General features: G+C 41.3%; 22 protein-coding genes and 2 tRNA genes. 7 read left to right on the forward strand and 17 right to left on the reverse strand.

The genetic code is table 11. The annotated features are described in order from the left end of the window. Nucleotides 1-48: 48 nt before the first annotated feature. The gene (locus D8848_RS02115; RefSeq protein WP_000048147.1) at nucleotides 49-813 is read left to right on the forward strand and encodes a (S)-acetoin forming diacetyl reductase; all 765 of its coding nucleotides are present in this window, start codon (nucleotides 49-51) and stop codon (nucleotides 811-813) included. Between the two features lie 107 nt (nucleotides 814-920). Here the strand turns inward: D8848_RS02115 and D8848_RS02120 are convergent, their stop codons facing one another. The 9 genes from D8848_RS02120 to D8848_RS02160 form a co-directional block, all read right to left on the reverse strand. Continuing rightward, nucleotides 921-1,712 carry a DUF2785 domain-containing protein gene (locus tag D8848_RS02120; RefSeq protein ID WP_049488282.1) on the reverse strand — a complete coding sequence of 264 codons (792 nt, stop codon included), beginning with the start codon at nucleotides 1,710-1,712 and terminating at the stop codon, nucleotides 921-923. A 61-nt stretch (nucleotides 1,713-1,773) separates the two neighbouring features. Then, nucleotides 1,774-2,556: a deoxyribonuclease gene (locus D8848_RS02125; protein ID WP_125442967.1), complete on the reverse strand. Its 783-nt coding sequence runs from the start codon at nucleotides 2,554-2,556 to the stop codon at nucleotides 1,774-1,776. Between the two features lie 20 nt (nucleotides 2,557-2,576). Continuing rightward, nucleotides 2,577-4,373, reverse strand: a complete 1,797-nt coding sequence (gene pepF, locus D8848_RS02130; RefSeq protein ID WP_125442968.1) for an oligoendopeptidase F — start codon at nucleotides 4,371-4,373, stop codon at nucleotides 2,577-2,579. Between the two features lie 10 nt (nucleotides 4,374-4,383). Beyond that, nucleotides 4,384-5,127 (reverse strand): 16S rRNA (uracil(1498)-N(3))-methyltransferase, encoded by a 744-nt coding sequence (locus D8848_RS02135; protein ID WP_125442969.1) that lies wholly within the window; start codon nucleotides 5,125-5,127, stop codon nucleotides 4,384-4,386. Nucleotide 5,128: 1 nt separating this feature from the next. Beyond that, nucleotides 5,129-6,079 (reverse strand): 50S ribosomal protein L11 methyltransferase, encoded by a 951-nt coding sequence (prmA, locus tag D8848_RS02140; protein WP_084926218.1) that lies wholly within the window; start codon nucleotides 6,077-6,079, stop codon nucleotides 5,129-5,131. Nucleotides 6,080-6,093: 14 nt separating this feature from the next. After that, nucleotides 6,094-6,990, reverse strand: coding sequence for a GIY-YIG nuclease family protein (locus tag D8848_RS02145; protein WP_084926219.1), 897 nt, complete (start codon nucleotides 6,988-6,990; stop codon nucleotides 6,094-6,096). Between the two features lie 3 nt (nucleotides 6,991-6,993). Continuing rightward, complete coding sequence (locus D8848_RS02150) at nucleotides 6,994-7,419, reverse strand: NUDIX hydrolase (RefSeq protein WP_125442970.1); 426 nt, start codon at nucleotides 7,417-7,419, stop codon at nucleotides 6,994-6,996. A gap of 1 nt (nucleotide 7,420) precedes the next feature. Further along, nucleotides 7,421-8,488: a site-2 protease family protein gene (locus D8848_RS02155; RefSeq protein ID WP_125442971.1), complete on the reverse strand. Its 1,068-nt coding sequence runs from the start codon at nucleotides 8,486-8,488 to the stop codon at nucleotides 7,421-7,423. Between the two features lie 18 nt (nucleotides 8,489-8,506). Continuing rightward, nucleotides 8,507-8,977 (reverse strand): DUF3013 family protein, encoded by a 471-nt coding sequence (locus D8848_RS02160; RefSeq protein WP_125442972.1) that lies wholly within the window; start codon nucleotides 8,975-8,977, stop codon nucleotides 8,507-8,509. 115 nt (nucleotides 8,978-9,092) lie between these two features. Between D8848_RS02160 and D8848_RS02165 the strand changes: the two genes are divergently transcribed. The 4 genes from D8848_RS02165 (at nucleotide 9,093) to D8848_RS02180 (ending at nucleotide 11,706) form a co-directional block, all read left to right on the forward strand. Beyond that, nucleotides 9,093-10,364 carry a replication-associated recombination protein A gene (locus D8848_RS02165; RefSeq protein ID WP_125442973.1) on the forward strand — a complete coding sequence of 424 codons (1,272 nt, stop codon included), beginning with the start codon at nucleotides 9,093-9,095 and terminating at the stop codon, nucleotides 10,362-10,364. Between the two features lie 264 nt (nucleotides 10,365-10,628). Beyond that, nucleotides 10,629-10,701 (forward strand) — tRNA-Lys (locus D8848_RS02170). 354 nt (nucleotides 10,702-11,055) lie between these two features. Then, on the forward strand, nucleotides 11,056-11,571 hold the full coding sequence (locus tag D8848_RS02175; RefSeq protein ID WP_000672744.1) for a DUF308 domain-containing protein: 516 nt from the start codon (nucleotides 11,056-11,058) through the stop codon (nucleotides 11,569-11,571). A 62-nt stretch (nucleotides 11,572-11,633) separates the two neighbouring features. Further along, nucleotides 11,634-11,706, forward strand: a tRNA-Lys gene (locus D8848_RS02180). Nucleotides 11,707-11,846: 140 nt separating this feature from the next. On the opposite strand, the gene D8848_RS02185 is transcribed toward D8848_RS02180, so the two are convergent. Beyond that, entirely contained in the window at nucleotides 11,847-12,935 is a 1,089-nt protein-coding gene (locus tag D8848_RS02185) for an AI-2E family transporter (protein ID WP_001055024.1), read from the reverse strand. A gap of 9 nt (nucleotides 12,936-12,944) precedes the next feature. Further along, on the reverse strand, nucleotides 12,945-14,234 hold the full coding sequence (locus D8848_RS02190; RefSeq protein ID WP_125442974.1) for a DUF308 domain-containing protein: 1,290 nt from the start codon (nucleotides 14,232-14,234) through the stop codon (nucleotides 12,945-12,947). 805 nt (nucleotides 14,235-15,039) lie between these two features. On the opposite strand from D8848_RS02190, the gene D8848_RS02200 reads away from it, so the two are divergent. Further along, complete coding sequence (locus tag D8848_RS02200; protein WP_125442975.1) at nucleotides 15,040-16,185, forward strand: low temperature requirement protein A; 1,146 nt, start codon at nucleotides 15,040-15,042, stop codon at nucleotides 16,183-16,185. A gap of 48 nt (nucleotides 16,186-16,233) precedes the next feature. Here D8848_RS02200 and D8848_RS02205 read toward each other — a convergent pair whose 3' ends face one another. Then, nucleotides 16,234-16,689, reverse strand: coding sequence for a GNAT family N-acetyltransferase (locus D8848_RS02205; protein WP_125442976.1), 456 nt, complete (start codon nucleotides 16,687-16,689; stop codon nucleotides 16,234-16,236). A gap of 69 nt (nucleotides 16,690-16,758) precedes the next feature. Here D8848_RS02205 and D8848_RS02210 point away from each other — a divergent pair, with 69 nt between their 5' ends. Beyond that, entirely contained in the window at nucleotides 16,759-17,418 is a 660-nt protein-coding gene (locus D8848_RS02210) for a prepilin peptidase (RefSeq protein ID WP_125442977.1), read from the forward strand. Here D8848_RS02210 and trpA read toward each other — a convergent pair. Genes trpA through trpD form a run of 5 tightly spaced genes read right to left on the reverse strand, consistent with a single transcriptional unit; the run spans nucleotide 17,390 to nucleotide 21,714 of the window. Beyond that, on the reverse strand, nucleotides 17,390-18,166 hold the full coding sequence (trpA, locus tag D8848_RS02215; protein ID WP_125442978.1) for a tryptophan synthase subunit alpha: 777 nt from the start codon (nucleotides 18,164-18,166) through the stop codon (nucleotides 17,390-17,392). The genes D8848_RS02210 and trpA overlap by 29 nt on opposite strands. Beyond that, entirely contained in the window at nucleotides 18,159-19,382 is a 1,224-nt protein-coding gene (gene trpB, locus D8848_RS02220) for a tryptophan synthase subunit beta (RefSeq protein WP_125442979.1), read from the reverse strand. The genes trpA and trpB overlap by 8 nt, the downstream gene beginning before the upstream one ends. Beyond that, nucleotides 19,360-19,959 carry a phosphoribosylanthranilate isomerase gene (locus D8848_RS02225; protein WP_125442980.1) on the reverse strand — a complete coding sequence of 200 codons (600 nt, stop codon included), beginning with the start codon at nucleotides 19,957-19,959 and terminating at the stop codon, nucleotides 19,360-19,362. Before D8848_RS02225 ends, trpB begins: the two co-directional genes overlap by 23 nt. Beyond that, nucleotides 19,946-20,713, reverse strand: coding sequence for an indole-3-glycerol phosphate synthase TrpC (trpC, locus tag D8848_RS02230; protein WP_125442981.1), 768 nt, complete (start codon nucleotides 20,711-20,713; stop codon nucleotides 19,946-19,948). Before trpC ends, D8848_RS02225 begins: the two co-directional genes overlap by 14 nt. After that, nucleotides 20,710-21,714: an anthranilate phosphoribosyltransferase gene (gene trpD, locus D8848_RS02235; RefSeq protein ID WP_125442982.1), complete on the reverse strand. Its 1,005-nt coding sequence runs from the start codon at nucleotides 21,712-21,714 to the stop codon at nucleotides 20,710-20,712. Before trpD ends, trpC begins: the two co-directional genes overlap by 4 nt. Nucleotides 21,715-21,719: the final 5 nt, after the last annotated feature.

Consider the following 21,719-nt stretch of genomic DNA (forward strand, 5'->3'; position numbering starts at 1 on the left):
TCTTTTATGAACGTTTGAATGGTATCGTGAATACCAAGGAGGAATCATATGTCTAAAGTTGCTATTGTCACAGGTGCAGGTCAAGGAATCGGTTTTGCAATTGCGAAACGATTGGTTCAAGATGGCTTTAAGGTAGGAGTCTTAGACTACAATCCCGAAACAGCCGAAAAGGCTGTTGCCGAATTATCAGCTGAAAATGCCTTTGCTGTCGTAGCTGATGTTTCGAAACAGGCAGAAGTTGCCCAAGCATTTCAAAAAGTTGTTGACCATTTTGGTGATTTGAATGTTGTCGTAAATAATGCTGGTGTTGCTCCAACTACTCCTCTTGATACAATTACTGAGGAACAATTTACACGTACTTTCGGTATCAACGTTGGTGGTGTCATTTGGGGGTCACAAGCTGCACAAGCGCAATTTAAAGCACTTGGCCACGGAGGTAAAATTATCAACGCAACTTCTCAAGCTGGTGTAGTCGGTAATCCAAATCTAACTGTTTATGGTGGAACCAAATTTGCTGTTCGCGGAATTACGCAAACATTAGCCCGTGATTTAGCAGACTCAGGTATCACTGTTAACGCCTACGCACCAGGTATTGTTAAAACACCAATGATGTACGATATCGCTCATGAAGTTGGTAAAAATGCAGGAAAAGATGACGAGTGGGGTATGCAGACATTTGCAAAAGATATTACCCTAAAACGCCTATCTGAACCAGAAGATGTGGCTGCTGCTGTCAGCTTCCTCGCAGGACCAGATTCAAACTACATTACAGGACAAACCATTATCGTTGATGGTGGTATGCAATTCCATTAAGATACAGGAAAAGAGGTTGGAAAATGATTCAACCTCTTTTATTAGTTTTCATTATCAGGTAGGAGGATACAATAGAAACCCTATTACTAAGTAATACTAGTTAATCCCTAATATTGAAAAGATTGGATAGCTTCTTTCAAGTCATCTTGTAAACTATTTCTCTGGTCAAGTTGGACATAGACTTCCAACAGACAGGATCTAAAGTTGGAAAATTTGTAAAAATCCTCCCTTTCTTCTATCGGAAAATCAACCGTTTTTATCCAAGCAGTTACTTGCTCTTGCTCCAACTTCCCTTGTAAAATCGGTTCATAAAGCACTCTTGCTAAACGCCAATCTTCATCATCTGTAAAACGAATGGTAATTCTTTTAAACAGTTTGCCAAGTATGTCAAATACTTCATGAACTCTGTTTTTAGGAAAGTCTGGATGACAAACTACCTCTGTCAGTAAATCGGCTCCATGTGCAAAAGCGTGAACCCAACCATACTGACTTGAAAAACCTGTCGTGTCCTTTTCTTTTGAAAGATAGTGCAAACCTTGATTTAAAAGGACATTGCGAATTTCTGCTTTTAATCCCTGATAAAAAACCGATTGCTGGTTGGCATCCGCAAACAAGAGGTTTGCATAAACAAGTGCCCTAAAAGAACGTTCAAGTGTTGGCAGACCTACCTTATCAATCTCTTTATCTAGTCCTCCATCAGCTGAGACCACCTCAGCAATGAAATAAAATTGTTCCTGTGTAAATAGCTCTTCCTGAATCCCTCTAGCAAAGCTTGTAAAAACAAGGTCATCGCGAATTTCTGGAGAAGGATCTCCCAAATGGTCAAGCAACCACTGGATTTCCTCCTGATGATAACTTGGTTTTTCAACTGCTATTTTTCTTAGTAACTCTTGATACATGGGCAATAACTCTACACTTCTAGCAACTGTTCAAAAAGCCGTCCCAAGATAACTTTCTATCTTATTCTTTTTGAGATAGAGTTTTTCCTGCAGCAATTGCATCGGCCTCTGTCATCTCGACAACATTAGATTTAATAGTTTTTGAAGGCATTCTATCCTTACTATACCAATAAACTTTTGATTTTCCATGGTTTGCAACATAGACAATTCTATCTTGCTGTTGGGCTTTAGTATCAGCTTCACGTGCAATTCTTTTCTCTTCTTCTTTTTGAGAAATTAAAGACTCAACTGCATCTATCCTACCAAGTAATTCTGCCTTTTTATCATTATTTTCAATCTGATTAACTGTTTCTTTAGCAGACTTCACTTGACTTGCATCTTGACTTTCTTCCAATTGTTTGACTAAGGTTTCACCTTTTTCTTGCAACTCATTTGCAGCTTTTTCTTTGGCAATTCTCTCTTCTTCTGCTTTTTCTTTAGCTTTTTTCTCTTCTTCAACTCGTTTTGCTTCTTCTGTACTAGATGAAGCATCGGTTGTTGACTCTACTTTAGCAGTGGATGCCGCAGTTTGCTTAGTTTCTGATTGAGAAGATGAAATTTTCTTTGTGACTGTCGGAGTTTGAAGAGAAACTACAATAAAACTAACAACAAAAAGTCCTATCATTAAATTTCTTTTTCGAATATCTGGTACTTTCTTTACAAAATACCAAATACCAACTCCGCTCAAAACAAGATAGAGAGTAGGAAGAGCAATCAATAAAATGATTCCCAACAAGACTAGGCCTATTTTTATAAAACGTATTCTTTGTGAATCCTGCTCCAGCCATTTTTTAATTCTGTTCATATCCTTATCCTAAATTCCCCCTACTCTCTCAACTGGGCACTGTAAGCGATGATCTGATCAACTGTGTCAGACAAGAATTGGATGGTATCACGGAGTGGTTTATCTGTTGAAATATCAGCACCGATAATCATGGCTGACTCAAGTGGTGTCTTGCTACCACCTGATTTAAGGAGATTAAGCCAGTCTTCAGCTCCATTCTCAGAGTTTTTAAGATGGAGGTAACCAGCTGTAGAGATGACAAGACCAGCAGAGTAAGTATAACTATACAAGCCCATGTAGTAGTGAGCTTGGCGCATCCAAGTCAAAGCTGCATCATCGTCAATTTCAATGGCATCTCCCCAGAAATCCGTCAAGACTTCCTTCATAATACTGTTGAGTTTGCTTGCTCCAAAGGTCTCCCCTTCTTCAATCAATGTATACACCTTACGCTGGAAGGCTGCTTCCAAAAGGTGAGTGATAAAGTTATGGAAGTAGGTGTCTGTCAAGCGGTGAGCCAGAGCGAAGCGTTTTTGACGTGGGTCGTCAGACTGGTGCTCCAAGTAGTCACTGAGGAGCAATTCATTGAAAGTTGACGGTGCTTCGACATAGTAGGTCGACATGTGAGCATTGAAGTAGCTTTGGTGATTGTCTGAAAAGATGAATTGACCAGAATGTCCGATTTCATGAATCAAGGTATAGACATCGCTCAAACGACCTGTCCAGCTCATGAGGACATAAGGGTGCACGCGATATGGATCCGCCGCATAACCTCCGGAATCCTTGCCACTATTGGCAGCGAAGTCCACCCAGCGCTCTTCTTGATAGCGAGCAACTTCCTGACAATATTCCTGCCCCAAAGGTTCTACCGACTTCATGACCAAATCATAGGCGTCGTCAATAGTCACTTCAGGATTTAGGGCGCTATCCAAGTCCAATTTCCAGTCGGCAAACGTCATCTTTTCAAGACCATTGACCTTGGCAACATGCTTGAGGTATCTCTGGGCAACTGGCGCAAAATCCTTCATGATAAGGTCAATCTGACGGTCAAACATGGCACGGTCCACTTCTTGTTCGGCTAGAAGATAATCAAAAACGGAATCATATCCCTTCATATCTGCCAATAGTTTTTCAGACTTGACTTGGGCTAAATAGGCTGCCGCAGCTGTATTTTGGTGCTTACGAAGTCCCTCTGAGAAAGAACGGAAAGATTTCTCACGAACCTCAGCATCCTCGTGATTTTGGTAGAAATTCTCATAGGTCACAAAGCTGTTTTTATATGTCTTGCCATGCGCCTCAAAGTCAGCCATTTCAAAATCTCCAGCACGCATCTTAGTGTAAATATCCTGCGGACTGTAGAAAATTTCACCAAGATTAGTCAAGGCCTTCTCCACATCAGCCCCTAGATAGTGGGCTTTTTTGATTTTAGCCTGACGAATGGCCGCCGTCAAATGAGGTAATTTACCCAAACGGTCCAAGACTTCCTCATCAGCTTCCACCAAGGCATCGTCAAAAAAGGTCAAGGCTACACTGGCATCTGTTTCAAATTCCATCCCAGCTTGGGCAATGTTGGCAAATTCGTCATTGCTATAATCTGTCGTCTGAGGCATAAAACCATAGTTACCAATATGGCTCATCTGAATGTAGATTTGTTCCAATTCCGCAAAGGCCTTCTCAAAATCCTCAAAAGTATGAAGATTACCCTTGTAATCACGGCTAAACTGGTTGATGTCTTCACGAGCCTTCTCGATCGCACGTAAGAAATCCTCACGATCTTGGTATAGGGCTGTTAAATCCCAAAGTTCCTTCTCTGGAAATTCTGAACGGTGTTTTTGTTCCATTTTCTTCCTCTTATTTCTCTAATTCTAATAAAACACTAAGGGCTGATAAGGCGTAAAGCGGTGCTGTTTCTGCTCGCAAAATGCGAGGGCCAAGTCCTGCTAAGACTGATCCCTTAGCTTCGAAACTCTCAATTTCTGCAGGTGACAGGCCGCCTTCTGGACCAAAGATAAAGAGCAGTTTGGCTCCTTTTTCAAGACCAGAGACCGCTTGTAAAAGTGCAGCGACTTCACCTTCTTTGGCTGATTCTTCATAAGCCACTACGATGCAGTCAAATTGGCCCAGTTGAGCTAGAAAGTCTGCTTTCTTCTCAAAAAGTTGAATACTTGGAATCAGATTCCGCTTGCTTTGCTCGGCTGCTCCGAGGGCGATTTTTTCTAGTTTTTCGACCTTTTTACCCAATTTTTTGCCATCCCATTTGGCGACCGACCAATCAGCAGGGAAGGCCCAAATCTGGCTGGCACCCAGTTCGGTTACTTTTTGAGTGATAAACTCCAGCTTGTCCCCCTTGGGAAATCCAGATGCGATGGTCACTTGAACGGGCAGTTCCACATTGTCATCTAGTTCTTCTACCAATTCAAACTGACGAGCTTCCACATCCAAGACGCGCGCCAATCGCTTAATGCCATCATCAAAGACTAAAGTCACCTCATCATCCTCTTTCAAGCGCATAACCTGAAACATGTGCTTGCTGGTTTCCTTGTCCTCGATGGTGACAGGAGAGATAGCACTGCCTTTGACAAAATACTGCTGCATGCTAGCCTCCAATCACACCAGAGATATCCTTAGTCTTCTTGAAGACGCAGGCATTCCATTCCCCTTGAATCATATGGGTTTCAAGGAAAAATCCAGCTGACTCAGCCGACTGGCGCACCATGTCCCACTTATCCTTGATAATGCCACTCATGATCAGGTAACCTTCGTCCTTGACCAAGCGATAAGCATCATCCGTCAGATGAACGAGGATGTCCGCCAAGATATTGGCCACGATGACATCTGCCTCAATCTCAACACCCTTAAGCAAGTCTCCTGCAGCTACATGGATGTTTTCCATACCAGGGTTGAGCTCAATATTTTCCTGAGCAACACGAACTGCCACGTCATCTAAGTCGTAGGCGAAAATTTCCTTAGCACCCAGAAGCGAGCTGGCAATAGAGAGAACCCCTGAACCAGTCCCCACATCCAGCACCGTTTCGCCACTACGAAGGACCTGCTCCAAGGCAAAAAGGCTCATCTTGGTAGTTGGGTGGGTTCCTGTTCCAAAGGCCATACCAGGATCCAGCTTGATAATCTTTTCTCCAGCAGTCGCCTCATAGTCTGTCCAAGAGGGCACGATGGTCAAATCATGAGTGATACGAGCTGGCTCATAGTATTTCTTCCAGTTGTCCGCCCAGTCTTCCTCAGCCAAGGCAGTCGTCCCCATTTTGACCTCTCCCAAATCCATAAAATCTGTTAATTCAGCTAGGCGAGCCTGCAAATCTGCCTCAACTGTTGCTATATCAACCGTATCAGGGTAATAGGCTGTCACAACGATTTCTTCTTGTTGCTCGACCTCCGGGAAAATCTCGCCGAAGCGATCAACATTTCCCACATAGTCCATGCTGTCTTCAATCGCAACACCTTGCGCTCCCAACTCAATCAAGAGATTAGAAACTAACTCCTCTCCCTCACGCTTAACTGTAACTTTTAACTCTTGCCATGTTTCCATAAATTTTTTCCTTATCAATCTATTAATTCTTCTAATTCTTTTAAAGTTCTTCCATCCTGATCTTTCCAATCAGTTCGACCGTTCGTTTGCATACCCAGCAAAAAAGCCGCTGCATAAGAAGGGCTAGAAAAGAGTTGTTTTTCTCTTAACACTCCATCTTGAATGACCCGAGAAGCTATTAAATTCTGACGCATTTCTTTTAAACTTGCTGGAAGGTATGGAGAATCCTTTATTTCTACTTGACTTCCTTCTAAAACAACAAAACCTTCAGTTGTCCGTTCACAAGTTGCTTCTATTACTTTGTTAGATTTCTTAGTTTTACGCTTTAAATAAAGATAAGTTGAATGATTATCAGTCAAATCTTGACTAACTTCCTTTGTCATTGGAACAAAAACACGATAACCTAGAGTGCCGATAATCATTAGCGTATTTTCAACAATTTCATCCAGTTCAGATTCCTTTTCCTCAGTTACATTACCAGGATTTGGATCATTCCCATTTTTCACAATGTAGCGACCAGCTTCTTTAGCAAGTTGAGTAAATTTATTTTCCAAATAGCTAATTTCTGTTGGACCGAAAGAATTGTTTTGAGTTGTTAGAATGATGACATCATTAAAATAATCTGCATGAGTATCACGGGTATGCTCTTGAATTCGCAACAATACCCCTTCACCATTTTTCCGAGTTGTCGCCTGACCAATATAGGTCACATCTTTCTGTTTATCTTCATCTCGACCAAATAAGAAATAAATACCACTTTGTTTCATTTCATCACGCGACTTTAAATCTCCCAACTGAATACGAGGTATTTTGTAAATCACTCCCGTCCAATTTGACAAAGTACATTTGATTTTTCCAGTCACTTCACCATCCATGAGAAACATATTGATATTTTTGCTACGCTTCGCCATTTATCAAACTTCCTCCATATAATCTCTCACTCTATCCTGCAACTGAGGTACAACTTGACTGGAACTAAGAAATTCCTCAACATTCATGAGCTGATAACCCTGTCCTTCATCACCAAAGGTGATATTGTCAAATTGCTCCTGTGTCAACTTGCCAACTAGAAAAACGGATTGCTTATCCTCAAAGAGCATACTAGGATAAACCTTCGCCCAAAGCAGACAATCCTCAGTTAGATGAATTCCCAGCTCTTCATAAACTTCACGTGCCGCGCACTCAAAAGGATTTTCATCGCCTTCACGTCCACCACCGGGCAACTCCCACATATTGGGCCAGGGAATGCTTGCCTTATCATCGCGTAAGATAGTCAAGATCTTATCCCCACAAAACAAAGCAATCTTGCAGCCTGTGAAATCAGAAATTTCTAGTTCCATATTAGACTCCTTCGGTTAATTCCTTTTCCAGCTCGGATAACCAGTTTTGATAATAGCTTTTCTCATCCCGTAACATCCGGCTGCTATTCATTTTATGTCTAGCAATCTTCATAGCCTTATGAGTTTGAACTACATCTTTCTTTACCTTAAATTGATACCAAGCTTGAATGACCTGCATATCTGCTGTTTTTATAGATAAAAAAGATTTGACTCCTCGAATACTTGCATATTCTTCCGCTTTCTCATTATCTCCTTCCAGCAAGGCGATTTGAAGAAGGCATAGCTGGCAAGAAGTTTCAGATAGCGAGTGTTCTGTTCTCTCTAGTAAAGATTGAAATAGCTTTTTAGCTGTCTCTAACTGACCATCCAATATGAGAACCACTCCCTCAAGAGTCTGAACACTTTCTGCAAGGCTCCCACTTGCATCCTCAGGAACAGGCATGGTAAAGTCTTTCAAATCATATTCTTGAGGAGCCAGCAAAGTTTGAGCAGAATGCCTCAACACCAAGTAAGCGTATTTGGTATTTTCAGGGTGTTGTAACAATTCCCAGATTTTCGCTCCATCGGTAATGTCGACTGGCAAAGCGTTGTTTAGAAAGAAAGACAAATTAAGAAAAATCCAAGTACCAGCAAAATACCAGCTTTTTGTCAAAAATCCAAACAATATCGCCAATAATATCAAACTGAGATGAACCATCAAGCCTCCTGAAAGCATCAGGATGATTCTTTGATCACTTTCGTCCTCCTTTAAACCAATATACTGAGCACCAACATTTTTCAGAACGGCTGTTCGACTAAGATGAAACCTGCCTGACTTTTTGGTCAAAAGAAAATGTCCTAATCCAAAAGCCACCAACCGATAGCCTGTCAAGTAGCCACAAAAAGCATGCCCCAGCTCATGAAGAATAAAGATTAAATACATACTTAGAAGAGCGAAGGTATAACCAAAAGTAAAGGCTAAAACTGCGGAATACCCCAACTCTGCAAATGCGATGGTTCCACAAGCAAAAGCTAGCATAATAAAGGCAAAAGCTAGCACATAAACCAAATACGTCCCAAATTTTTTCATACTACCTTCTCCAAACTCCTAATACCTCGGATAAGGGTAAAATTCTCCTTCTTCCAAGCCAACTTTTCCTTCTTCAAAGACTTCTTGGTTCCATTCCATGACAAATTCTTCTGCTTCTGGGTCTTCCAAAAAGTCCATGAGGGCATCTAGTCCAACCTCTGCAGTATCTTTGAGAAATAGCGCAAAATAAGCTAAGAATTCACGAGAAAAACCTTTCTTAGGCAGGTAAGGGATGACTGTAAGATAGTCTTCTGCATTAACTGTTGACTTGGCAGGATTGTAAAAAAGTACCGCTTCTTCAAAAAGGATATCATCTGACGAAACCTCTCCGTCTTCATCTAGCATCTCCACCCCTGCAGCATTTTGTGCCTCTAATAGAAAACTCACTTCAACCGCATGATTGTGCTTGTCCCAACTAATCTCATAATCAAAAGGAAAGTTCTTGTCCAACTCTTCCTCTAAAACATCTAAAAATCCGTATGTTGCCATTTTGTCCTCTTTCTATGCGACTCTTTAATCGCCCCGATTGCTCGGAAATATGCTAAAATAGATACTACCATCTTACCACATATACATCAGAAAATCCACGTTAGAAAGGACTGCTATGCCAGACAATCTCGCGCTTCGCATGCGCCCTAAAACCATAGACCAGGTCATCGGTCAGGAGCATCTGGTCGGACCTGGAAAAATCATCCGTCGCATGGTGGAAGCCAACCGTCTGTCTTCCATGATTCTCTACGGACCTCCGGGCATCGGCAAGACCAGTATTGCTTCAGCCATCGCTGGGACTACTAAGTATGCCTTTCGAACTTTCAATGCGACAGTTGATAGTAAAAAGCGACTGCAAGAAATTGCGGAAGAGGCTAAATTTTCAGGTGGACTTGTACTACTCCTTGACGAGATTCATAGACTAGATAAAACCAAGCAAGACTTCCTCTTGCCTCTCTTGGAAAGTGGACTGGTCATCATGATTGGCGCTACAACTGAAAATCCTTTCTTCTCTGTCACTCCTGCCATTCGCAGTCGCGTTCAAATTTTTGAGTTGGAACCTCTGTCTAACCAAGACGTCAAAGAGGCCCTGCAGATAGCTCTAAATAACCCTGAACGTGGTTTTGATTTTCCAGTAGAACTAGATGAGGATGCGCTGGACTTCATTGCCACCTCTACAAATGGAGACCTGCGTTCTGCCTTCAACTCACTGGACTTGGCTGTTCTCTCTACCCCCGAAAATGACAAGGGAATCCGCCATATAACTTTGGATATCATGGAAAATAGCCTGCAGCGGAGTTATATTACCATGGACAAAGATGGGGATGGACACTACGATGTACTCTCAGCCCTGCAAAAGTCCATCCGTGGCTCGGATGTTGATGCCAGTCTCCACTATGCTGCTCGCTTGATTGAGGCTGGTGATTTGCCAAGTCTCGCTCGTCGCTTGACCGTTATCGCCTATGAAGATATCGGTTTGGCCAACCCTGAAGCCCAGATTCATACCGTGACTGCTCTGGATGCTGCCCAGAAGATTGGGTTCCCAGAAGCCCGCATTCTCATTGCCAATGTCGTGATTGATTTGGCCCTTTCTCCAAAATCCAACTCAGCCTATGTAGCTATGGATAAGGCACTTGCTGACCTCAAAACATCAGGGCACTTGCCTATTCCGCGACACCTGCGTGATGGACACTACAGCGGAAGCAAGGAACTAGGGAATGCCCAAGACTATCTCTATCCACACAACTATCCTGGAAATTGGGTCAAGCAAGACTATCTACCAGAAAAAATTCGTAATCATCACTATTTCCAAGCAGAAGATACTGGTAAATATGAACGGGCTTTGGCTCAAAGAAAGGAAGCTATCGACCGTTTGCGAAAAATCTGAAATCCTTTTCAAAAAATTGCACTTTCCTCTTGATTTTTTTTGAAAAAGTGGTATTATATAAACATAGAAACGCTGTGGTGTACGACTTCACACTTAAGTGTTGACCGACTATTTTTTGTATTATTAGGGAAACAAAAGTCTTCTAACAGCATGTAGGCCGTCTCACACGGAAACAGCTTCAGTTAGAGCGAGTTGCCCACCTGCTTAATTGCGCGGGTTCAATACAAACCGTGAAGTTTCGGCACCAATACAGCTTTTTTCTTTGCCTCCTTAGCTCAGCTGGCAGAGCAGCGGACTCTTAATCCGTGGGTCACAGGTTCGATCCCTGTAGGGGGCATCTAAATACAACAGGAAAAAGCCTTGTAAATCAAGGCTTTTTTTGCTTGTCTATAACTGATTTACCCCATCATTTGTCCCACATTTTAAATCTATCTTTTCTTTTTGAATCAAATTACATCTTTACAAATAGTGTAAAGCCAGTTACTTTTGCTTTGATGCCATACAATATTTTCATGTAGAGAAGACAAATTTTATCTTCTCTTTTTATTTTCAAAATAATAAAAACTGATTTTCTTTTCATAAATCAGACTGAAACTTCCAAATTTTCCATTTAGTTTATTGATATTTCCTCTAAAAAGGTGTATAATATTTTTATTATCAAACTATACTATACTATATAGGGGGTATTGAAATGAAATTTTCTAATCGTTTATCGCTATTCCTTGCAGGAGTTGTTTTTGTCCTTTTAGGACTTTTCCTATTTACAAACCCAGTAGCTAATCTTGTTGCTTACAGCTGGTGGATTGCATTTGGTTTACTGGTTTCTTCTATAGCAGCTATTTTAGGCTATTTCTCTGTACCAAAAGAGCTTCGCTCACCAGCTCATCTTTTCCAAGGGATTGTTAATCTTCTCTTAGCTCTTTACCTCGTTGCCTATGGCTTTGTGACGCTGCCAGTTGTCATTCCAACTATTTTAGGAATTTGGTTAATTGTAGAAGCCATTATAGTTTTCTTTAAAGGCAATCGTCTGGGATTGATTTTCCCTATTATTGGCAACCATATCATGTGGATAGCGTTGCTTGCATTTTTACTAGGTCTAGTGATTTTGTTCAATCCAGTAGCTACAAGTGTCTTTGTCGTTTATGTCGTTGCCTTTGCATTTTTAATTGTTGGTTTCACCTATATCCTTGATGCCTTTCGTAAATAATCTAGCTGCCATTTTGGGCATATTAAAATAGCTGGGAAGTTACATTCTCAGCTTTTTCTGTTGCCTCCTTAGCTCAGTTGGTAGAGCAGTAGACTCTTAAGCTATGGGGCGCAGGTTCGAGCCCTGCAGGGGGCACATCTAAATCAACAGAAATAAGCCTTGAAACCAAGGCTTTTTTTAACGTCTAATAGCTTTTTGTAGAAAAGTATTTAAAAATAAAAGAGAAGAGAATCTCTCACTCTCTTCTCAGTATATCTTATTAAATTTAGTTTTTCTTAATCTAGCTGATTTTCCTTTGCAACGACAAATTCCTTAACCAATCGATAGATAACAGCAAATATCGGTGTAAAGAATATCATCCCAAGTAAGCCAAAGAGATTGCCTCCAATACTAGCAGCCGCAAGCGTGAAAATAGCTGGCAAACCAATAGATTGACCTACAACTCTAGGATAAATAAGGTTTCCTTCAATCAGCTGTATAACTTGATATAGAAGAAGAGAAAGTAAGGCTTGAGTAGGACTCACTGTGAAGATAAAAATCGCTCCCACAACACAAGCAATCATAGGCCCTACATAAGGAATGAACGATAGCACTCCTGCAAATATACCTGTCATTACCCCATAAGGTAGTCCAAACAGGCTGTAGCCAACCGCTATCATAACTCCTATGATGACTGCTTCAATCAGCTGACTCATCAAAAATTGGTCATAAGTCTCTAGTGCTACTTGTCCAATGTAAGTTAACTTTGTCACCACTTTCTCTGGAAATATAACTTTTAGAAGTCTACTCGTCATCGCTGCCAGATGTTCCTTACTGGATAAAAATAAAAAGGTAAATACTATAATCAGAAAGGCATTCATTATACTTGAAAAAATATTTCCTATATTACTAGTCAGACCGGATAAGAAGGTTATCAAAGCTTGACTAATAGAGCTAGACTGTCCCTGAATTCCTGATACGATAGTTGACAGCATGTCTTTGGTTACAAATTCCGAGCTGTCTAGCAATTTCCCAAGTTGAGTCAGGACTGTTGAAAGGACTGCTCCCAGCTGACTAATAGTCTGAGCAAGGGTTGGAAGCACCAAAACCAAAAGACAGATCACGATTAAGATAAGAGATAGGAAAACAAGCACCATAGCAATCGGACGGCGCAACCCTGCCTTTACCTTCATTTTAACTAGGAATTCTTCAATTTTTTTCATGGGAACATTGAGCACAAAAGCAATGACAGCACCATAAATCAAGGTAGAAGTTACTTCAAAGAGAGATACTGCCCCTGATATAAAGCTTGATGCATTCAGAATTACAAGAGTAACCAGCCCTATAAAAAGTATTAATGGGGTGTATTTTTTTACTAAATTCATAAATTCTCCTTAATAAACATGTTTAGATACGACTATACTATTTGGTTTTTCAAACTCTCGGTCAAGGTAAGCTTGGTAAGTTCCTGGTGCGATAAATCCTTTGGGTGAGAGGATATCGGTGCCAGCCTGACCGACTATGGTATCAGCCAAGAGCACACAGTTTGTAGATAAGACAAAGTAGGATTTAAACTTAGATTTGATAAATTTATAAAGTTCCCCATCTGTCTCATGTCTGATTTTATAAGCGTAGGTGTAGTCTTCCTTACCATCACCTGTCATGATTTTATCTGCACTTGGCTCCCATGGAATCGTCAGTTGTTTCAATTCAGCCAACTTTTTCTGAACTGCTTTTTCCATTTCAGGCGTCAAATCTATCCCATAACCAAAAAGCGTTTTTTGACTCTCACGTTTACATAGGTCAATGTACTTGTCACGATCACAGAAATATAAGACACCATCTCCTACCATGCCAAATAAGGTCTCAGAAGACGGATCATAGTTGCCATAAGAAATAACACGGCCTTGATAGCAGATATCCACATGACCAATTGCCGAAAACAGAGAGGTCTCAGCTGTATGAACAAAAATTTCAAGCTCCGCTGTCTTACCAGACTTCACCATTCCAAGATGGATATCCTCTCTCTCATCAGCATTTTCCTGCATGAATTTGTTGATTTTTGCTAAAGTTCTTGCAGGGATGAGAGCGGCTAGGACAATAGGTAAGCTCATTCTTACACGACGTTTGAGATGGTTTTTCCCAATTTCCTCCTCAAACAAGAAACCATCACGGATATTGGACACACCATAAAGGAAAAAATAAGCCCCTAATACAAAGAGTTGAAAGACAGAATTTCCTGTAGAGGACAAAAGACTAGTCCCACCAAGAAAAACTAGTACGAGTCCATCTAGTAAGAGACGAAAACGAGGTCGAATTTTGTTTTTGCGGTAGAGAACATAGGTGACAAGGTTAATACTAGCATGAAAAATCTGATAAACTCCAATCACAAGAGCCAGAACATAAATCGGTATATCAGTCGCAAGATTAGAACCTAGCAAATATCCCAGCACTAACAATTTAACCAGTGCAACTCCCAAGGTATCCGTTGACTGGCTTTTTTTGAAAACTCTTAATAGCAAATCTACGACCGTTGCTATCCAAGCTAAAAACAGAACCAGGCGAATAACTGTTACTGGCAACCAAGTCCCCGTGACCATCAAGATGAGACCTAGCAGAACAAACAAGAACCCCTGAGCAAGTAATTTCTTACCTGTCAGACCTAAAGATAGAATTTTCGCCATATAAAAACCTTTCAACAATAAAAATTAAACACTCCGATTAAACTGACTAGTAAATAGCCAACACTACAAACAGCCTGTGCCAGCAACATATGGTGACTAGAAATGACTGTAATAATGTCACCATCTTGTCTTATGCACTTCTAAAATTTGTTATATTGATTAGAAACCAGAGCTTATAAAAACTAGCTAAACTCGAGAGATAGACACAATTGCGACGAAAAAATGTATAACCAATTCAACTTGTTAAGGTAAGAAAGCATTATTTCCAATCTATTAATTATTCATCTATTACCTATTATGACACAATATTCCCTATAGTTCAACTTTTTACTTGTTTTTATATTACACGGACTAAAAAGTTTTCAACAGTTGATTGCATGTGTTTTAATAAGTTTTAACCTTTCTTGGTTAGATAAAAAAAGAACCATACAGTTTAGAATCTGTATGGTTTTTGCCCCACTTTTGTCCCATTTTTAAATCATGACATTGAAAATACCTAAAATCACTTATATTTCAATATTTTTAATTGCTCTCAATATGAAAGTCCTTTCCAAATCCCTGTAGGGGGCATCTAAATACAACAGGAAAAAGCCTTGATTTACTAGGCTTTTTTGTGTAGTCTTAGCACTAAAAAACGATAGAAAAAACACCCCTTCTGAACTGCACCCCAAAAGTTAGACAGAAAAAACCTAACTTTTGTGGCGCAGTTCATTCGCGTCACATGAAGTTATTTAAGCATCTCCTTTTTTTTTATTACCATTTTCTGTTATAATAAATTGTACTTCTAAAATAGAAAGGTCTTAAGATGACAACTCTTATTAAACATAAACGTGTAGAATTTTCAGAACTTTTTTATGACTTAGTTTTTGTTTTTGCAATTTCAAAAGTAACTACTTTAATTGACCATCTTCATAACGGTATTTTGACTTGGAATTCTTTCCTTGATTTTTTCATTGCTACTTTGGTTCTCATCGATTCCTGGATGATTCAAACCGATTATACCAATCGCTATGGAAAGAACTCTTTATTTAACATAGTAATCATGTTTATCAAAATGGGACTTTTACTCTTTATAGCCAATATGATTGGACCTGATTGGCAACAATATTTTCATTATCTCTGTTGGGCTATTGGTACATTAACCCTTACCTTATTTTTTCAATATTTGGTTGAATTTTTTAGAAAATCAACCGATGATGTTCATCGGGAAAGTATCAAAGGTTTTCTATGGATAACCGGTCTAGGAAGTTTAGGAGTCTACCTAGTAGCTCTTCTTCCTATTTACGTTGGAGTCTCTGTCTTATTTGCTAGTATTCTGCTAACATTTATTATGCCAATTATCTTGCTTAGTAAAGATAAGCATTACCAGGTAAATCTCCCCCATTTAATCGAGCGCATCTCCCTTCTTGTCATTATTATGTTTGGAGAGATGATTACGGAGCTAGCTAACTTCTTTACAATCGAGAATTTCTCGATTTATTCGGTTCTTTATTTCATTATTATGATTTCTCTGTTCTTGTTTTATTTTGGTCAATTCGACCATGCTATTGATGAAGAATCTAATCAAAAGGGACTATTTCTAATTTACAGTCACTATCCTATTTTCATTGGACTTATGATGATGACTGTATCGATGAGTTTTCTTCAGAATCCTGAAGCTAATCGTCTCTTTGCAACCAGCTTCTTTTATATCGGAATTGGCCTCTTCCAAGCTGCTGTCCTAGCAAATGGGCCCTATAACAAACACTATCTTCGCTATTCGAAAAGTTACTACTGTGTCCAAGCTACACTCTATCTGGCTGCCTTGATTCTCTCTTTAATCTTTGCTTCTAATCCTATAATAGTAGTAAGTATTACAACCATTTTAGCTCTAGCTATAGCTATTCATTCTATTTATTTTTATATGACACAGAATAAAAAATATTCCAAATCTAACTGGGAGTTATTTTAATGAGTTTATAAGATTAAAAAAGCTTTGGGAACCAAGGCTTTTTGCTTTCTATCTAAACTTTTTCATAACGTATTTTCGTACAGGTGCTTCAACCATTTGAACGATTTCAAATCCTTCTTTTTGATAAAGGTGCTGGGCTGCTTGATTTGCTTCGAGGACATTTAAAGAAATACTACCTATGTCTCCATTTTCAAAGACCAAACTAACAAATTTCCTTAAAGCCTGCCTACCTAAGCCTTGTCCCTGTTTCTGGGGATTGATAAAAAAGCGTCCAATATGAAGATTGCTGTCTTCTTGCCTGATTTTCTGGATAAGCCCGACAAACTCTTGTCCAGCAAAGATTGAAAAGATTCCTTCCAAATCTTGCAAGACTTGAATTGTCAAGGGAAAAGGAATCATTGTTCCCATCCATTGTTCTTGAAAGGATTTGCCTAGGGAGTTGGACCATTGGCATACGAGCTGAGCATTTTCTGTGCTCACATTTTCTTCAAAACGAATTATCATCTTTGCCTCACCATCTTATCTATGTTTCTCCATTATACTACTTCTCCTATTTTTTACGAATAGATAAGTATGATTGATATTTATTTTTTTCTTGTCGGGAGTATTCTCGCTTCCTTTCTTGGTTTGGTCATTGACCGTTTTCCAGAGCAATCCATTATCCAACCTGCTAGTCACTGCGATTCCTGTCAGACTCGCTTGCGCCCCTTAGATTTGATTCCGATTCTCTCGCAGGTGCTCAATCGCTTTCGCTGTCGCTACTGCAAGGCTACATATCCTGTCTGGTATGCCCTCTTTGAACTAGGCTTAGGGCTCCTCTTTCTATCTTGGTATTGGGGCTTTCTTTCCTTGGGGCAAGTCGTCCTAATCACCGCTGGTTTGACCTTGGGCATCTACGACTTTCGCCATCAGGAATATCCCTTACTAGTCTGGATGACTTTCCACCTAATCCTAATGGCCGGATCTGGCTGGAATCTAGTCATGGTCTTCTTCCTTGTCCTTGGAATGTTAGCTCATTTTATTGATATTCGCATGGGCGCAGGGGATTTTCTCTTTTTAGCTTCCTGCTCTCTCGTCTTTATCGTAACGGAGTTACTGATCTTGATTCAGTTTGCTTCTGCGACAGGGATTCTAGCCTTTCTCCTACAAAAGAAAAAGGAAAGACTTCCTTTCGTGCCTTTCCTCTTACTCGCTACTTGTGTGATTATTTTTGGTAAGCTACTGCTTGTTTGATAAAGTCCTGAATCTGCTCTCCTTGGTGGAGAGCTTTTACGATTTTTGAACCGACGATAACGCCATCTGACACTGCATTGAAGCGTTCTACATCGGCTTGACTAGATACGCCAAAACCTGTCAAGACTGGGATATCGGCCACTTGATGCAATTGTGCCAAGTGCTTGTCCAAGTCTGCGCGGTAATTGCCAGATTTCCCTGTCACCCCATTGATGGCAACCGCATAGACAAATCCTTCTGCCCCTTTAATTAATTCTTTCTGGCGCTCAATCCCTGTGGTCAAGCTTACTAAAGGAATCAAAGCAATGTCTGTATCTGCTAAAAAGGGCTCCACAAAGTTGGCATGCTCATGAGGCAGGTCTGGAATAATCAAGCCCTTAACCGCTGTATCTGCCAAATCTTTGACAAAGTTCTCAACACCGTACTGAAAGAGGGGATTGAAGTAGGTCATAATGACCAGCGGAACCTCTGTTTCAATGGTTTTCAAGGTTTCAACCAAAGCCTGGGTAGAGGTCCCGTGGGCTAAACTGCGCAAGCCAGCTTCTTCGATAACAGGTCCATCTGCAACAGGGTCTGAAAAGGGAATGCCCACTTCAATTGCAGAGACACCCAAATCTTCTAAAAAGTGAATTGTTTCAGCAAGACCGTCCAAACCTTTCTCATGGTCTCCAGCCATGATATAGGGAACGAAAATTCCTTTTCCAGTTGCTTTTATAGCATTCAATTTTTCTGTTAGTGTCTTAGGCATGAGCTTCTCCCTCCTTTGCTGCATCTGCTTCCAAGCGGTCCTTGACTTGAACCACATCCTTGTCCCCACGACCTGATAGGCAGACAATCATAGACTTTTCTGGTCCAAGTTCTTTGGCCAATTTCACCGCAAAGGCGATAGCATGGCTAGATTCCAAGGCTGGGATAATCCCTTCCACACGAGACAAGAGTTGGAATCCTTCCAAGGCCTCTTCGTCTGTCACAGGAACATAGCTGGCACGTTTGATATCGTGGTAGTGAGAATGCTCTGGACCGATACCAGGATAGTCCAAACCTGCTGAGATCGAGAAGGCTTCAAGAATTTGACCATGGGCATCTTGGAGCACATCCATGAGGGAACCGTGAAGGACACCCGGACGACCCTTGGTCAAGGTAGCTGCGTGGTGCTCTGTGTCTACACCAAGTCCTGCTGCTTCAGCTCCATACATAGCTACTGACTCATCTTCTACAAATGGATGGAAGAGACCGATAGCGTTAGAACCACCACCAACACAGGCCACTAGGGCATCTGGCAGATCTTGACCTGTCAAGTCACGGTACTGTTGTTTAGCTTCTCGACCGATGACACTTTGGAAGTCACGAACGATTTCTGGGAAGGGATGAGGCCCCAAGGCGGAACCAAGGATATAGTGGGTATCATCGATATTAGCTACCCATGAACGAAGGGCTGCATTGACCGCATCCTTGAGCACCCGCGAACCGTCTGTCACTGCCTCAACCTTGGCTCCCAAAAGCTCCATACGGAAGACATTGAGCGCTTGGCGTTTGACATCTTCCTCACCCATGTAGATAGTACATTCCATGTTAAAGAGGGCTGCAGCAGTTGCAGTTGCCACACCGTGCTGACCGGCACCTGTTTCAGCGATAATTTTCTTTTTACCCATGCGTTTAGCCAGAAGAACTTGTCCCAAGGCATTGTTAATCTTGTGGGCACCTGTATGGTTAAGGTCTTCACGTTTTAGATAAATCTTGGCTCCGCCAATATGCTGGGTCAAGTTTTTTGCGTAGTAAAGAGGAGTTTCACGCCCCACATACTGGCGCAAGAGTTGGTTTAATTCCTCTTGGAAACTTGGGTCTGCCTGACTTTCACGGTAGGCTTTCTCCAACTCCAAAACTGCTGTCATCAATGTCTCTGGGACGAAACGTCCGCCGAATTTCCCGTAAAATCCATCTTTATTTGGTTCTTGATATGCCATTCTTTACCCTCTCTATAAATCTTCTAATCTTTTCATGATCTTTTTGTCCATCTGTCTCCACTCCGCTCGATACATCTACTGCATAGGGAGTAAAGTGTTGAATTGCTTTTACTACATTGTCTTCCTTAAGCCCACCTGCGATAAAGAAAGGCTGAGTTAGTCCAATCGTATCCAGTTGAGCCCAGTCAAAGGTCTGGCCACTCCCAGCCACAGGGGCATCAAAGAGTAGATAGTCTGCCTGAGAATCGGGTACATGACCATCTCCATCCACTTGCACAGCCTGAATGCTGGCACAAGGCAAATTATCAAATAAATCATCTGCCACCTGATTGTGAACTTGAACCAAGTCCAAACCAACTTTTTCAATCGCTTCTAGCAGTTCTGCCCGACTTGGTGAAACAAATACACCAACCTTTTTGACATCTGCAGGAATAAGCTTTGCCAGCTCAGCAGCCTGATCCAAAGTCACCTGTCTTTTACTAGGTGCAAAGACAAAACCGATATAGTCTGCTCCTGCTGATACGGCTGTTTCCACCGCTTCTTTGGTCGATAGTCCACAAATCTTAACCTTTGTCAATCTGCAACTCCTTGATTCTCTGGGCTACATCTTCTGCCTGCATGAGAGCTGTCCCTACCAAAATTCCGTTAAAGTATGGCGCTACTCGTTCCGCATCCTGCCCTGTGAAAATAGCAGATTCAGAAATGTAATAGCGTCCTTCCTTAAAGTGCTGGGACAAGTCTACACTGGTCTGCAAGTCAACTTCAAAGGTAGTCAAATTGCGGTTATTGACACCGATAATCTGGGCACCAAGTCTGTGAGCCACTTCTAGTTCAGCTAGATTGTGTGTTTCCACCAAGACTTCCAGACCAAGCTCTGTCGCGTAGTTGTAAAGTTCCTTGAGACGTTCTTCGGACAAGGCTGCCACAATGAGCAGGATGACTGTTGCACCTGCATTGCGAGCGCGGATGATTTGCTTTTCATCGATAATAAAGTCCTTGTTGAGCGTCGGAATCTGCACCTGACTGGAAATCTCCCTCAGATAATCCAAATGCCCTTTAAAGAAAACTTCATCTGTCAGAACAGAAATCATCACTGCTCCGTTCACTTCATAAGTATGGGCCTGTTGCACAATATCCACATCGAGATTGATATCTCCCAAACTAGGGCTAGCCTTCTTGACCTCAGCGATTACCTGCAAGCGGGCCTGATGATTCTTCAAAAATTCTGCCAAGCGATAGGTCTGGCGCAGGGGCTGGATTTCCTCCAGCTCCATCTGCTCAACCTCACGCGCCTTCTGCTCCAAAATTCGTGCTAAAAATTCCTGACTCATTTTTGGTACTCCTGTAACAGTCTGAGTTTTTCAAGGGCTTTGCCACTAGCAATGACTTGGCGGGCCAAGGAAACTCCATCCTTGATACTATCTACCTTACCATTAGCATAGAAACCAAGACCTGCATTTAAAACTGTAGTTTCCAAGAATGGACTTGGTTCATTTTTAAGAACGCTGAGCAAAATTTCTGCATTTTCCTGAGCGTTGCCTCCACGAATATCTTCGATAGCGTAGCGTTCCATCCCCAAATCCTCTGGAGTAAAGCTTGACAAGCTGATTTCGCCATTCTCAAGAAGTGCAATCTTGGTTGTTCCATTCAAACCAGCTTCATCCAATCCTTCTGGTCCAGCAACCACAATAGCACGTTTGCGACCCATATTTTTCAAAACCTGAGCTGTACTTTCTAGAAGTTCTGGACGACTAATACCAAGAAGCTGTGTTTCCAAAGCCATTGGGTGAATCAGGGGACCAGTCAAGTTCATAATCGTTGGAATTCCCAATTCCAAACGAGCTGGCATGATATATTTCATGGCTGGGTGCATATTTTTAGCGAAGAGAAAGACGATTCCAGTTTTATCAAAGACCTTGCCTAGTTCAGCTGGTTTGAGGTCTAGGTTGATACCCAAGGCTTCCAGGACATCTGCAGAACCAGATTTAGAAGAAATTGAGCGATTACCGTGCTTTGCCATGTGAACACCACCACCAGCCAAGACAAAGGCTGCAGTTGTCGAAATGTTAAAGCTAAAAGACTTGTCTCCACCTGTACCACAGTTGTCCATGGCATCATGAATCTCAGTTGGAATATGTTGGGCATGCCCTCTCATGACTTGGGCAATGGCTGTGCGTTCTTCAGGTGTTTCCCCCTTCATCTTAAGAGCCAAAAGGAGAGAAGCAATTTGCGCTTCCGTTACACGCCCAGTTACGATACGCTCAATGACATCCGTCATTTCCACACCTGATAAATTTTCAAATTTTGCTAGTTTTTCAATAATCTCTTTCATCCTAG

This window comes from Streptococcus mitis, assembly GCF_003942775.1.
Classification (GTDB): domain Bacteria; phylum Bacillota; class Bacilli; order Lactobacillales; family Streptococcaceae; genus Streptococcus; species Streptococcus mitis_CN.

Excerpts from the sequence above, each read along its gene's own strand:
- trpA (WP_125442978.1), bottom strand. The coding sequence starts at position 18,166 with ATGCCTAAGACACTAACAGAAAAATTGAATGCTATAAAAGCAACTGGA.
- D8848_RS02150 (WP_125442970.1), bottom strand. The coding sequence starts at position 7,419 with ATGGAACTAGAAATTTCTGATTTCACAGGCTGCAAGATTGCTTTGTTT.
- D8848_RS02135 (WP_125442969.1), bottom strand. The coding sequence starts at position 5,127 with ATGCAGCAGTATTTTGTCAAAGGCAGTGCTATCTCTCCTGTCACCATC.
- D8848_RS02175 (WP_000672744.1), top strand. The coding sequence starts at position 11,056 with ATGAAATTTTCTAATCGTTTATCGCTATTCCTTGCAGGAGTTGTTTTT.
- D8848_RS02190 (WP_125442974.1), bottom strand. The coding sequence starts at position 14,234 with ATGGCGAAAATTCTATCTTTAGGTCTGACAGGTAAGAAATTACTTGCT.
- trpD (WP_125442982.1), bottom strand. The coding sequence starts at position 21,714 with ATGAAAGAGATTATTGAAAAACTAGCAAAATTTGAAAATTTATCAGGT.
- D8848_RS02210 (WP_125442977.1), top strand. The coding sequence starts at position 16,759 with ATGATTGATATTTATTTTTTTCTTGTCGGGAGTATTCTCGCTTCCTTT.
- D8848_RS02120 (WP_049488282.1), bottom strand. The coding sequence starts at position 1,712 with ATGTATCAAGAGTTACTAAGAAAAATAGCAGTTGAAAAACCAAGTTAT.
- prmA (WP_084926218.1), bottom strand. The coding sequence starts at position 6,079 with ATGGAAACATGGCAAGAGTTAAAAGTTACAGTTAAGCGTGAGGGAGAG.
- trpB (WP_125442979.1), bottom strand. The coding sequence starts at position 19,382 with ATGGCATATCAAGAACCAAATAAAGATGGATTTTACGGGAAATTCGGC.
- D8848_RS02145 (WP_084926219.1), bottom strand. The coding sequence starts at position 6,990 with ATGGCGAAGCGTAGCAAAAATATCAATATGTTTCTCATGGATGGTGAA.
- D8848_RS02205 (WP_125442976.1), bottom strand. The coding sequence starts at position 16,689 with ATGATAATTCGTTTTGAAGAAAATGTGAGCACAGAAAATGCTCAGCTC.
- D8848_RS02115 (WP_000048147.1), top strand. The coding sequence starts at position 49 with ATGTCTAAAGTTGCTATTGTCACAGGTGCAGGTCAAGGAATCGGTTTT.
- D8848_RS02200 (WP_125442975.1), top strand. The coding sequence starts at position 15,040 with ATGACAACTCTTATTAAACATAAACGTGTAGAATTTTCAGAACTTTTT.
- D8848_RS02155 (WP_125442971.1), bottom strand. The coding sequence starts at position 8,488 with ATGAAAAAATTTGGGACGTATTTGGTTTATGTGCTAGCTTTTGCCTTT.
- trpC (WP_125442981.1), bottom strand. The coding sequence starts at position 20,713 with ATGAGTCAGGAATTTTTAGCACGAATTTTGGAGCAGAAGGCGCGTGAG.
- pepF (WP_125442968.1), bottom strand. The coding sequence starts at position 4,373 with ATGGAACAAAAACACCGTTCAGAATTTCCAGAGAAGGAACTTTGGGAT.
- D8848_RS02125 (WP_125442967.1), bottom strand. The coding sequence starts at position 2,556 with ATGAACAGAATTAAAAAATGGCTGGAGCAGGATTCACAAAGAATACGT.
- D8848_RS02160 (WP_125442972.1), bottom strand. The coding sequence starts at position 8,977 with ATGGCAACATACGGATTTTTAGATGTTTTAGAGGAAGAGTTGGACAAG.
- D8848_RS02185 (WP_001055024.1), bottom strand. The coding sequence starts at position 12,935 with ATGAATTTAGTAAAAAAATACACCCCATTAATACTTTTTATAGGGCTG.
- D8848_RS02165 (WP_125442973.1), top strand. The coding sequence starts at position 9,093 with ATGCCAGACAATCTCGCGCTTCGCATGCGCCCTAAAACCATAGACCAG.